Below are 12,678 nucleotides of genomic sequence, written 5' to 3'. Positions count from 1 at the left end.
GAACCGTCATCGCGATTGGGCGCCCCCGCGCAAACGCCTCGCGTTTGTCGCCAGGGATCATGCTTACGACATTTTCATCGTATGGATGCCGCATTCCGTCTTGGCCCGGCCGCGCCAGCGGCCGTCGCGCGCATCCTCGCCGGCAGCGGACCGGCTGCTGCAAGGCATACACCCGACCGACTGATATCCCGATGCGACAAGTGGATGCGGCGGCAGCTTGCCGAGCGTGTAGATCGCCTCGATCTCCTCGCGCGAGACGTTGGCGAACGGATTGAATTTCAGCCTGACGCCGTCATCCTCGACAACCGGGATGTCGGCGCGGGCACCGCCCTGGAAACGCTTGCGGCCGTTGATCCAGCCGGCGAACGGTTTCAGCGCGCGCGCCAAGGGCTCGACCTTGCGGATACGGCAGCAGGCGTCGGGATCGGTGAACCACAGCTCGCGGTCCGGATCCTGGCGCGACAGCGCTTCCTCATCGGGTTTGATCGAGCGCACATCGGTGAGGCCGAGCGACTTGATCAGCGTGTCACGATAAGCCAGCGTCTCCTCGAACAGCCAGCCGGTATCGAGAAACACCACCGGGATCGCCGGATCGACATCCGCCATCACCTTGAGCAGCGCGGCGGACTCGGTGCCGAACGACGACACCAGCGCCACCTTCTCGCGGCCGAGCGTCTTGACCGCGGCCGCGATCACCTCGGCGGGCGAGGCCGTGCGCAGCGCGCGATCGAGCGCATCGGCCGCGGGCAATGCGGCCGGCGCCACTGCGAGCTCTGGTGCAAGCGTGCTCACTGGCCGGCGCTCTCCGAGTGACGCAGCTGCATGCGGCGGTTGAGTGCGGTGACGCGGCCGTCGCCGGTCGGCTGGTAGAACACCGAATAGCGCTTCATGGTCGCGGCAAAGGCGTCGGCGTCAGCATCCTTCTTCACCTCGAAGGCGTCGAAGCCGGCGCGCGTCATGAACACGAACTGGTCGCGCAGGATCTGCCCGGTGGCGCGCAGCTCGCCGTCATAGCCGTAACGCTCGCGCAGCAGACGCGCCTGGCTGTAGGCGCGGCCGTCGCGGAAGGTCGGAAACACCAGCGCGACCGAGGCCAGCCGATCGAGATGCGGCACGAGATCGTCGAGGTTGCGGTTGTTCGGCCAGATCACGCCCGTCTTGCCGGGACGGCGCAGCAGCGCCTCCGGATCGGCGAGAAAGCGCTCGGCGCTCACCAGCACCGCGCCGTCGCCCGGCAGTTCGGCGCCGTCGGCGACATGCACGAACAGATCGGTGGTGATTCTTCCCTGCTTAACGAGTGGCATAGACCCGCTCCCTGATAGGCTCGACGCCCAGACGCTTCACCGTATCGACGAACAATTCCTCGGGACGGTCGCGCAGCGCGAGATAGGCTTCGACAATGTCTTCGATCACGTCGGCGACTTCCGCATAGGGAACGGCCGGGCCGATCAGCGTGCCCAACTGCGCGTTCTCGTCGGCGCGGCCGCCGATCGTGATCTGGTAGAATTCCTCGCCGTTCTTCTCGACGCCGAGAATGCCGATGTGGCCGACATGGTGATGGCCGCAGGCATTGATGCAGCCGGAGATGTTGATGTGCAGCCGCCCGATCAGGTCGGCGGTGTCGTGGTTGGCGAAGCGCCGCGTCAGCTCCTGCGCGATCGGGATCGAGCGCGCATTGGCCAGCGAGCAGTAGTCCAGCCCCGGGCACGCGATGATATCGGTGACGAGGTTGACGTTCGGCGTCGCGAGGCCGAGGCGATCGAGCGCCTTGAACAGCTGCGGCAGGTCGCGCTTGGCGACGTGCGGCAGCGCCAGGTTCTGCTCGTGGCCGACGCGGATCTCGCCGAACGAATATTTGTCGGCGAGGTCGGCGACCGCGTCCATCTGCTCGGCGGTGGCGTCGCCCGGAGGGCCACCGACCGGCTTCAGCGACAGCGTCACGATCGAATAGCCCTGCACCTTGTGCGGCGCGACCGAGTTCTTGCGCCAGCGCTCGAACAGCGGATCATGCGCGGCCTGCTTCAGCTCGTCCGGCATGTGTGGCAGCTTCTCGTAAGGCGGATAGGAGAAGCGCGAGCGGACCTCCTCGATGGCGGCGTGATCGAGCGTCAGCCCGACATCGCCCATCGCCTTCCACTCCTCCTCGACTTCCTTGGCGAACTTCTCGATGCCGAGCTCGTGCACCAGGATCTTGATGCGCGCCTTGTAGATGTTGTCGCGGCGGCCGTACTGGTTGTAGACGCGCAGGATCGCCTCGACATAGCTCAGGATGTCGCGGCCGTGCACGAACGGCTTGATGGTCTTGGCGATGAACGGCGTGCGGCCGAGGCCGCCGCCGACCAGTACCTCGAAACCGGTCTCGCCGTCGGCGTTCTTGTGCAGCCGCAGCCCGATGTCGTGGATCTTGATCGCGGCGCGATCGTGCTCGGAAGCGGTGATCGCGATCTTGAACTTGCGCGGCAGGAACGAGAATTCCGGATGCAGCGTGGTGTGCTGGCGCAGGATCTCCGACCAGATCCGCGGATCCTCGATCTCGCCGGGCGCTACCCCTGCCCACTGGTCCGAGGTGACGTTGCGCATGTTGTTGCCGGAGGTCTGCATCGCATGGATGCCGACTTCGGCGAGATCGGACAGCGCGTCAGGCAGCTCGGCGAGCTTGATCCAGTTGAACTGGATGTTCTGCCGCGTGGTGAAATGGCCGTAGCCGCGATCGTAGCGGCGCGCCACATGGGCGAGCCGGCGCAGCTGCTTCGACGACAGCGTGCCGTAGGGGATCGCGACGCGGAACATGTAGGCGTGCAGCTGCAAATACACGCCGTTCTGCAAGCGCAGGATCTTGAATTCGTCCTCGGTGAGCTCGCCGGAAAGGCGGCGCTTCACCTGGTCGCGGAATTCCGAAACACGCTCGTTGATCAGCGTGCGGTCGAGTTCGTCATATGCATACATGATGGATGAGCCTTACGCCGGCACCTGGAGATCGATCGTGACGCCCTTGGCGCGGATATGTTCGCGAAGATTGCCCGGCTTGAGCTTGCCGCCGTCCTTGAGCTCGACCGGCGCGATGTAGGGGCCGACCGCGCCGACATCGTCGGCGGTGGCTTCGGCCAAGAGAGCGCGCGCGTCGTCGGAGGTACTGACGACAGCGGAATCGGACAGTTCGGTGGACCAGCCTTGCTTGGCGGTCCGGTACACCACGGCACCATCCCAAGTGCGGTTGGCGGTCACCACCGAGGGGCCCGTGATCCTGATTTTCTTCTGTTCAAGCGGAGAGGTCATTCGGCAGCTTTCAGCAGTTCGGAGAACATCTGGTTGGAGAAGAGTTGGGTGACGTTGGACCGGCTCCACGGCGCGGAATGCGCGACCACGTCGCCGATGATGAGAATGGCGGGACCGCCACCGACCTGTTTGACCAGTTCGGGCAGCCGCGCCAGCGTGCCGACCGCGGCCTTGGCATCCGGCCGCGTCACGCGCGCGAACACGCCGACCGGCGTCTCCGGCGAGCGGCCCGCGGCAAGCATGCCTTCGCGGATCGAGGGCGCCGCGGTCATGCCCATATAGACGACGACGGTCATCTTCTTGTCGGTCAGCACCGACCAGTCGACGACCTCGGCATCGCGCGCCTTGTGAGCGGTGAGGAAGGTGATACGCAGCGCCTCGTGCCTGAAGGTCAGCGGCACTTCGAATTGCGCGGCCGCGCCCAGACCGGCAGAGACGCCCGGAATGATGGAGTAAGCGACGCCGGCGTCACGCAGCGCCTCGATTTCCTCGCCGCCGCGACCGAAGATAAAGGGATCGCCGCCCTTCAGCCGCACCGCGCGCTGGCCGGACTGGGCCGCCTCGATCATCAATGCATTGATGGCGTCCTGGCCGATGCCGGGCTTGCCGACACGGCGGCCGACCGGGATCCGCGTCGCATCGCGACGGATGCGGTCGAGAATTTCGGACGACACCAATTCGTCATAGAACACGACGTCGGCATCCTGCAGCGCGCGCAACGCCTTCACCGTGAGCAGATCCGGATCGCCGGGACCGGCGCCGACCAGCGTCACGTGGCCGATGGCTTTGCCTTCCGCGCTCGCGCCGGCGAATGCGGCGGGATCGGTGATCGCGTTCAGCGCCTGCTCGGCCTCGTCCTTGCGGCCGGCCAGCACCAGCGCGCCGATCGAGCCGTCGACGATGCGCTCCCAGAAGCGGCGGCGCAGCGGAAACTCCTCGATGCGGGCGTGGATCGATTTGCGGACGCCGCCGATGAAGCCGGCGAGATCGCCGATCCGCGCCGGCAGCACCGCCTCGATCTTCTCGCGGATGCGGCGCGCGACCACCGGCGACGTGCCGCCGGTGCCGACCGCGACCACGACATCGCCGCGATCGACGATCGCCGGCATGATGAAGGTGGAATGTACGAGGTCGTCCATCACGTTGACCGGCAGGCCGATCGCCTTGGCGCGCACCGACATCGCAACACCGATCTCGCCTGCGCCGGCACAGAGGACGGCGATGACATCGGAGAGATCGGAGGCGAGCGGATCGCCTTCGGCGCGCCCGATCCGCGCGGCGTCCTCCGCCGCAAGACCGGCAATGTCATAATCGCCGTCGGTCGCGTACCAGCGCACTGCGGCGCCGGCGGCTGCGAGCAGCCGCAGCTTGGCGCGCGCGAGGTCGCCCGCTCCAACGAGCAGCACCTTGCCGCTTTGCAGATCCAGAAACACCGGCAGATATCGCATCAGACACTCGCTTCCCCAACTTGGGGGTTGACTGAAATTATTTTCTATTTATCTCTCGATCAAGGCCAGCAAAGAGAAAATTATTTCTTCTCTATTGCAGCGCAACTTTAGAATTTTCAACTCCACAGGCCAAGGCCAAGAGATGCATCTTCTCGACAACGAATCCGTCGCCGCCAGGACGCGGTCCGCAGCGCTTAGCAATGCATCTTCCGTGCCGGGGATTCCCGCCAATCAGGCGCCTCCGTCGATGGATCATCTCGACGAGCTGGAGGCGCAGAGCATCTACATTCTGCGCGAAGCGTTCGCCCGGCTGAAAAAGCTCGCGTTGCTGTGGTCGCTCGGCAAGGATTCCAACGTGATGATCTGGCTGGCGCGCAAGGCGTTCTTCGGCCGCGTCCCGTTCCCGGCATTGCACGTCGACACCGGCAAGAAATTTCCGGAGATGTACGCGTTCCGCGACCGCTTCGGAAAGGAATGGGATCTCGACCTGCGCGTCGAGCCCTGCCCGCCGATCGACAGCGTCGACCCGACCCTGCCGCCGGCCGCGCGTTCTGCCGCGCGCAAGACCGAGGGGCTGAAGCTCGCGCTCAACAAGTTCGGCTTTGACGGATTGATCGCCGGCATCCGCCGCGACGAGGAGGCCACCCGCGCCAAGGAGCGCGTGTTCTCGCCGCGCGGCCTCGAGGGCGAATGGGATGTCCGCGACCAGCCGCCGGAGTTCTGGGACCAGTTCAACGCCTCGCCGCCGCAGGGCGCGCATTTGCGCATCCATCCGATCCTGCATTGGACCGAGGCCGACATCTGGGCCTACACCAAGCGCGAAGGCATTCCGATCATCCCGCTCTATCTCGCCAAGGACGGCAAGCGCTACCGCTCGCTGGGTGATGCCGACATCACCTTCCCGGTCGCCTCCACCGCCTCCAACATAGACGAGATCCTCACCGAGCTCGACGGCACCAAGGTCCCGGAGCGCGCCGGCCGCGCGCTCGACCACGAGACCGAGGATGCGTTCGAGCGGCTGCGCGTCGCCGGCTATCTCTGATCAACACTTCAAGCAACACCAAGCTTCGTGCGAGCGTTCCGATGAACATGATCCTTCCCACTGCCTCGATCTCGGCAACGCCCAACGGCACGACGCGGCCGCAGGTGCGCATCGTCATCGTCGGCCACGTCGATCACGGCAAGTCGACGCTGGTCGGGCGCCTGCTGCATGAGACCGGCAGCCTGCCGGACGGCAAGCTGGAAATGCTGAAGGCGGTGAGCGCGCGGCGCGGCATGCCGTTCGAGTGGTCGTTCCTGCTCGATGCGCTGCAGACCGAGCGCGACCAGGGCATCACCATCGACACCACCCAGATCCGCTTCCGCACCCGCTCGCGCGACGTCGTGCTGATCGACGCGCCCGGCCACGCAGAGTTCTTGCGCAACATGATCACCGGCGCCTCGCAGGCCGACGGCGCGGTGCTGATCATCGATGCGCTGGAAGGCGTGCGCGACCAGACCAGGCGGCACGGCTATCTCCTGCATCTGCTCGGCGTGAAGCAGGTCGCGGTCGTGGTCAACAAGATGGACCGCGTCGAGTTCAGCGCCGACCGCTTCAAGGAGATCAGCGACGAGATTTCCGCGCATCTGATCGGCCTCGGCGTGACCCCCACAGCCGTGATCCCGATCTCGGCGCGCGACGGCGACGGCGTCGCCGAGCGCACGGCGCGGATCGACTGGTACAAGGGACCGACCGTGGTCGAGGCGCTCGATGCGCTCGAGCCGGCACGCCCGCTGGCCGAGCTGCCGCTGCGGCTGCCGGTGCAGGCGATCTACAAGTTCGACGACCGCCGCATCGTGGCGGGCCGCATCGAATCCGGCAGCCTGAAGGCCGGCGACGAGATCGTGATCATGCCGACCGGCAAGATCGCGCAGATCAAGACCGTCGAGAGCTGGCCGGTGACGCCGGTGAACGCCCCACAGGGCGCCGGACGCTCGGTCGGCATCACGCTCGACCGCGAGCTATTCCTCGAGCGCGGCGACATCATCGGACATTCCGGGCAGAGCCCGCGCGACACTCGCCGCATCCGCGCCCGGATCTTCTGGCTGCACGACAAGCCGCTGACCAAGGGCGAGCAGATCCTGATCCGGCTCGGCACCAAGGAAAGCCGCGCCACCGTGGTCGCGATCGAGAAGGCGGTCGATCCCGGCGCGCTGTCCAACGAAGAGAACACCGCGATCGCGCGCAACCATGTCGGCGAGATCGACATCTCGCTGGCGCAGCCGGTTGCAACCGATCCCTACACCGACAATCCGCGCACCGGCCGCCTCGTGATCGAGGTCAACGGCCGTATCGCCGGCGGCGGTCTCGTGCTGTCGGTCGACGCCGGCCGGCCGGCGGTGCCGGTCGATATCGTGCCGGTGGAGTCCGCGCTGCGGCCGGACGAGCGCTCGGCGCGCTACCACCACAACGGCGCGGTGATCTGGCTAACCGGCCTGCCCGGCTCGGGCAAGTCGACCCTGGCGCGGGCGCTGGAACGGCGCCTGTTCGGCAATGGCGGCTCGCCGATCCTGCTCGATGGCGACACGCTGCGTGCCGGGCTGAACGGCGATCTCGGCTTCTCGCCGCAGGACCGCGCCGAAAACATCCGCCGCCTCGCCGAAGTCGCGACCCACCTGGCGCGCAACGGCCATATCGCCATCGTCGCCGCGGTGTCGCCATCGACCTCCGACCGTGCGGCAGCTCGCCGCATCGCCGACAGCGCGTTCCGCGAAATCTATGTCGCGACGCCGGCCGAAGTCTGCGAGACCCGCGACCCCAAGGGCCATTACGCCAAGGCGCGCTCCGGCGGATTGCCGTCTTTCACCGGCATCACCAATGACTACCAGCCGCCGACCGGCAACGAACTGACCATCGACACCTCAAACCGCTCGGTCAGCGATGCCACCGACGAGATCGAGCGGATGCTGGCCACGACCGGCATCCTGTTCGACGAACTGACCGACCTGGCGGCGAATATTTAGCTTCTCTTGCTGTCATCGCGCGGCTTGTTGTCCAGGCGATCCAGTATTCGAGAGACAGCAATTATCGAGCCGATAGGCCGCGGCGTACCGGATGCCCCGCTTGCAGCGGGGCATCCGGCGGTGTTGAGGCCTATTCCGCCGCGCGGCTTTCGGCCCCGTGCCGTACCATCCCCGGCGATTGCCCGGTGACACGCTTGAACGCGCGGCTGAACGCCGCCTGTGACGCATAGCCAAGCCGCTGCGCGATCACATCGATCGGCTGGCGTTCATGCTTGATCCACTGTGTCGCGAGACGCATGCGCAACTCGGCAAGATAGCGCAGCGGCGATTGCCCGGTCATGGCCTGGAAGCGCTCGGCGAACAGCGAACGCGAGCAACCCGCCTCCGCCGCCAATTCAGCAACAGTCCAGTTGCGGCCGGGCTCACGATGCAGCGCGCCGATCGCGCGGCCGAGACGCGGATCACGCAAGGCCTCGAACCAGCCCATGGCGTTGTCGCCGCCGCATTCGACCCAGCCACGCACGATCGACGCGGCGAGCACATCGGCGAGCCGCGCCATCACGCCGACGGAGCCGGCCCGCGGCGTGCAGGTCTCCCGCTCCATGGCCTTCAGCATCGGTTCGATTTCCGGCTGGCGCGCAAGCAAGGTGTCGGCCCGCATCACTTCCGGCATCAGCGCGATCAGCGGGCGCATGCCGCCAAGATCGAAATTCATGCAGGCGCTGAAGACCAGGACCGACTCGTCCTGCGGGCATCCTTCAGGGCAGGCCGATGTCACATCGACATTGCCGCATAGCGTCTCGGTCTTGAAACGCTCGACGTCGCAACTCGGCTCATCCGGGGCCGAGACAAGATCATGCGCGCCGCCGCGCGGCAGGAAAATCGCGTCACCGCATCCAAGGGGAAGCAGCGTCGCATCGGCGTAGCGCAGAAGTGCCGTGCCATGTGCAACGAAGTGGAATTGCGCGCGTCCGTACGGCGTTTCGAACCGAAACCCGAAGGGCGCCCGCGTCTCGACCCGACGGTAGTGAACGCCCTCAAGCCGCATGCCGAGCAGCAACTCGCTCACCAGATCGACGGCGGCGTCGGTCGTATCGGCGGTGGACGATCTGGACGAATGATCAAACATTGGAGCGTTTATGGCATAGATCGTCCAAAACCTCCAGCCTATGTCTGCGGCGGTGCAACATAGATGGAAGGTTCGGCCAATGGATCAAGAAGTGGACCCCGCTCTGGCGCACGCCGATGCCGTTGCGCTGATGCCGGGCGACGCCGCGCTCAAGGTTGGTGACAAGCCGGCCTCACCGGAAAGGCCCGCCTGGGGCGCCGTCGCGGCCATGATGCTGGGCGTCACCGCACTTCTGACGGCCGAGTTCCTGCCGTCCGGTCTGTTGACGCCGATGGCGCGCGATCTCGGTGTGAGTCCGGGCCTCGCCGGTCAGGCCGTGACCGCGACCTCGCTGGCCGGGCTGGTCGGAGCATTGTTCACGCCGACACTGACGCGCAGGTTCAATCGAAAGCCGGTGCTGCTCAGCTTTTCGATTCTCCTGGTGATCTCCAATCTGCTGGTGGCGCTGGCGCCGAGCATCACGTTCCTGCTGGCCGCGCGGATCGTGCTCGGCCTTGCCATCGGCGGGTTTTGGGCGATGGCGGCAGCGACGACGATCAGGCTGGTACCGCCGTCGCTGGTTGCCCGGGCCTTGTCGATCGTGATGAGCGGCATTCCCGCCGCGATGATCATTGCCGTTCCGCTCGGCAGCTATCTCGGCGAGGTGGCGAGCTGGCGCTCCGTGTTCCTGCTCGCGACGGCATTGGGCGCAGCGGTATTCGTCATCCAGGCACTCGCTCTGCCGCGTTTGGCCCCAAGGGGAGAAGCCGGGCTCGACACCCTGATCGACATCCTGACACGGCCGGGGATCGGCGCCGGCATCTTGGCGGCAACGTTGGTCTTCACCGGACACTTCGGCTATTTCGGCTATATCCGTCCATTCCTCGAGAGCGTGACCGGGCTGGGCGCCGCCGGAGTTGCGGCGACCTTGCTTGCCTTCGGCGTCGCGAACTACCTCGGCTCGTTCGCGAGCGGGCTGATGGCCGAGCGCAAACTCAAGCTCACGCTGATCGCGATGCCGCTGGCGATCAGCGTGATCGGTCTGTTGCTCTCGGTCTTTGGCAAGGACGTCATTCCGGCTCTGGTGCTGGTCGCACTCTGGGGATTTGCCTTTAGCGGCGTACCGGTCGCGACCACGACCTGGATCACCCGCATGGTGCCCGACGAGACCGAGAGCGGGACCGGACTGACCGTGGCCTCGATCTTCCTCGGCATCACCATGGGCGCGGCCGGCGGCGGGCTGGTGCTTGATCTGATGGGCGCAGCCGCTGTGTTCGTAGCGGGCGCAATTCCCCTGGTGCTCGCTGCATTGCTGATCGCCAGCAAGGTACGCACCGGGGCGCCCTGACGGGTCTTTCCGGGAGCGAACCCCGGCGTTTGGAAAATTCAGGGTGACCGCCCGCGTGACGGTGCGCGTGGGGCCGGAAAGGGGGCCTTCTCAGAACCGGGACTTTAGGGCTAAAAGGGCCGTGAACGCGGCCCTTTGGCGCGTTTTTTGCTGATTTCTTCTGAAAACAGCCCCTAAACGCCCCATTTCTTTGAGAAAGCCCATCATGACTCGTGTCGATGCCCATGGATTGAAGATCGCCCCTGTCCTGTTCGATTTCATCGCCAAGGAGGCGACGCCGAAAACCGGGATCGCCCCGGATGCGTTCTGGGCCGGACTTGCCGCCATCATCCAGAAGCTCGGACCGAAGAACCGCGAGTTGCTCGCGGTCCGCGACACGCTGCAGGCCAAGATCGACGACTGGCATCGCGCCAACAAGGGCAAGGCGTTCGACATCAACGCCTACACCGCGTTCCTCAAGGACATCGACTACCTGCTGCCCGAGCCCGCGACCCACAAGGTCGAGACATCAAATGTCGATGAGGAAATCGGCAAGATCTGCGGGCCGCAGCTGGTGGTGCCGCTCACCAACGCCCGCTACGCGCTGAACGCCGCCAACGCGCGCTGGGGTTCGCTGTACGACGCGTTCTACGGCACCGACGCGATCCCGCACGATCCGAGCGAGGCTGGCCGTGGTTACAACAAGGCCCGCGGCGACAAGGTGATCGCGAAGGCGAAGGCCTTCCTCGACGCCGCCGTGCCGCTCGCGACCGGAAGCCACACCGACGTGACCTCCTACGCCGTGATCGCGGGCCAGCTCTCGGTCAAGCTGAAGAGCGGCAACTCGACCGCGCTGAAGAATGCCGCCCAGTTCGCCGGCTATCAGGGCGACGCCGCCCAGCCTTCCGCGATCCTGCTCGTCAACAACGGCATGCATGTCGAGGTCAAGATCGACCGCAACAACGTGATCGGCAAGGATGACCCGGCCGGCGTCGCCGACATGATCCTGGAATCGGCGGTCTCCACCATTCTCGACATGGAAGACTCGGTCGCCGCCGTCGACGCCGAGGACAAGGTGCTGGTCTATCGCAACACGCTCGGCCTGATGAACGGCACGCTGTCGGCCGATTTCGAGAAGGGCGGCAAGACGCTGACCCGCTCGCTCAATGCCGACCGCGTCTACAAGAGGCCCGACGGCAGCGAGCTGAAGCTGCACGGCCGCAGCCTGCTATTGATGCGCAATGTCGGCCACCACATGTTCACCGACGCCGTGCTCGACGCCAAGGGTGAGGAAATCCCGGAAGGCATCCTGGATGCCGCGGTCGCCGGCCTGCTCGCGATCCACGACCTCAAGGGCAATTCCAAGGTCAGGAACAGCCGCACCGGCTCGGCCTATATCGTCAAGCCGAAGATGCACGGCCCCGACGAGGTGACGCTGACCTGCGACCTGTTCGCCGAGGTCGAAAGGATGCTCGGCCTGCCGGAGAACACGCTGAAGGTCGGCATCATGGACGAGGAGCGCCGCACCACGGTCAACCTCAAGGCCTGCATCCAGCGCGCCTCCAAGCGCATCATGTTCATCAACACCGGCTTCCTCGACCGTACCGGCGACGAGATCCACACCTCGATGGAAGCGGGTCCGATGATCCGCAAGAACGACATGAAGGCGCAGCCGTGGATCAAGGCCTATGAGGACTGGAACGTCGACAACGGCCTGATCGACGGCCTGCCCGGCCATGCCCAGATCGGCAAGGGCATGTGGGCCGCGCCCGACAAGATGGCCGACATGCTGGCGCAGAAGATCGGCCACCCGCAGGCCGGCGCCACCACCGCCTGGGTGCCGTCGCCGACCGCGGCCACGCTGCACGCACTGCACTATCACCAGGTCAACGTGATCGCCCGCCAGCAGGAGCTCGCCAAGGGCGGGCCGCGCGCAAAGCTCTCCGACATCCTCACCATTCCGGTGTCGCAGTCGAACTGGGCGCCCGACGACGTGAAGCAGGAGATCGACAACAACTGCCAGGGCATCCTGGGCTACGTCGTGCGCTGGATCGACCAGGGCGTCGGCTGCTCCAAGGTGCCCGACATCCACGATGTCGGCCTGATGGAGGACCGCGCCACGCTGCGCATCTCGAGCCAGCACCTCGCGAACTGGCTGCATCAGGGCGTCATCACCAGGGACCAGGTGATGGAGTCGCTGAAGCGCATGGCCGTCGTCGTCGACAAGCAGAACGCCGGCGATTCGCTCTACAAGCCGATGGCGCCCGCGTTCGATGGCGTGGCCTTCAAGGCCGCCTGCGACCTGATCTTCGAGGGCCGCACGCAGCCGAACGGCTACACCGAATACATCCTCACCGCGCGCCGCCGCGAGGCCAAGGCCGCGGGCTGATCTGCAAGCGATCGCAACGACAAGCAAAAGCCCCGGCGATAAGCCGGGGCTTTTTTGTTGGCGCCGCAAGTAACGCCGGGAAGAGCCGGACGCGATCACCTGCCGTCGCAAGGGCGCACTGCCAAAT

The 12,678-nt window shown here is 65.8% G+C and carries 10 protein-coding genes; 4 read left to right on the top strand and 6 right to left on the bottom strand.

Features of this window, described 5'->3' with window-relative positions:
- Nucleotides 1-63 precede the first annotated feature (63 nt).
- The 5 genes from ACVIHF_RS39395 to cysG are packed head-to-tail and all read right to left on the bottom strand — an operon-like array spanning nucleotide 64 to nucleotide 4,724.
- Nucleotides 64-792: a phosphoadenylyl-sulfate reductase gene (locus ACVIHF_RS39395; RefSeq protein WP_092086533.1), complete on the bottom strand. Its 729-nt coding sequence runs from the start codon at nucleotides 790-792 to the stop codon at nucleotides 64-66.
- Nucleotides 789-1,304 (bottom strand): DUF934 domain-containing protein, encoded by a 516-nt coding sequence (locus ACVIHF_RS39390; RefSeq protein WP_028334723.1) that lies wholly within the window; start codon nucleotides 1,302-1,304, stop codon nucleotides 789-791. Before ACVIHF_RS39390 ends, ACVIHF_RS39395 begins: the two co-directional genes overlap by 4 nt.
- Entirely contained in the window at nucleotides 1,291-2,946 is a 1,656-nt protein-coding gene (locus ACVIHF_RS39385) for a nitrite/sulfite reductase (RefSeq protein ID WP_456793610.1), read from the bottom strand. The genes ACVIHF_RS39390 and ACVIHF_RS39385 overlap by 14 nt, the downstream gene beginning before the upstream one ends.
- A gap of 12 nt (nucleotides 2,947-2,958) precedes the next feature.
- Nucleotides 2,959-3,276, bottom strand: a complete 318-nt coding sequence (locus tag ACVIHF_RS39380; protein WP_028334721.1) for a DUF2849 domain-containing protein — start codon at nucleotides 3,274-3,276, stop codon at nucleotides 2,959-2,961.
- Nucleotides 3,273-4,724, bottom strand: a complete 1,452-nt coding sequence (gene cysG, locus ACVIHF_RS39375; protein ID WP_456793609.1) for a siroheme synthase CysG — start codon at nucleotides 4,722-4,724, stop codon at nucleotides 3,273-3,275. The genes ACVIHF_RS39380 and cysG overlap by 4 nt, the downstream gene beginning before the upstream one ends.
- 247 nt (nucleotides 4,725-4,971) lie before the next feature.
- Between cysG and cysD the strand changes: the two genes are divergently transcribed.
- On the top strand, nucleotides 4,972-5,766 hold the full coding sequence (gene cysD, locus ACVIHF_RS39370; protein WP_038386140.1) for a sulfate adenylyltransferase subunit CysD: 795 nt from the start codon (nucleotides 4,972-4,974) through the stop codon (nucleotides 5,764-5,766).
- 41 nt (nucleotides 5,767-5,807) lie between these two features.
- On the top strand, nucleotides 5,808-7,727 hold the full coding sequence (cysC, locus tag ACVIHF_RS39365; protein WP_438077332.1) for an adenylyl-sulfate kinase: 1,920 nt from the start codon (nucleotides 5,808-5,810) through the stop codon (nucleotides 7,725-7,727).
- A 130-nt stretch (nucleotides 7,728-7,857) separates the two neighbouring features.
- Here the strand turns inward: cysC and ACVIHF_RS39360 are convergent, their stop codons facing one another.
- On the bottom strand, nucleotides 7,858-8,856 hold the full coding sequence (locus tag ACVIHF_RS39360) for an AraC family transcriptional regulator (RefSeq protein ID WP_253604667.1): 999 nt from the start codon (nucleotides 8,854-8,856) through the stop codon (nucleotides 7,858-7,860).
- Between the two features lie 79 nt (nucleotides 8,857-8,935).
- Between ACVIHF_RS39360 and ACVIHF_RS39355 the strand changes: the two genes are divergently transcribed.
- On the top strand, nucleotides 8,936-10,183 hold the full coding sequence (locus ACVIHF_RS39355; protein WP_200844478.1) for an MFS transporter: 1,248 nt from the start codon (nucleotides 8,936-8,938) through the stop codon (nucleotides 10,181-10,183).
- A 205-nt stretch (nucleotides 10,184-10,388) separates the two neighbouring features.
- The gene (locus tag ACVIHF_RS39350) at nucleotides 10,389-12,551 is read left to right on the top strand and encodes a malate synthase G (RefSeq protein ID WP_456793608.1); all 2,163 of its coding nucleotides are present in this window, start codon (nucleotides 10,389-10,391) and stop codon (nucleotides 12,549-12,551) included.
- The last annotated feature ends 127 nt before the right edge of the window (nucleotides 12,552-12,678 follow it).

The sequence above is a fragment of the Bradyrhizobium sp. USDA 4506 genome, from assembly GCF_054058795.1.
This window is presented reverse-complemented; position numbering and strand designations above follow the sequence as displayed.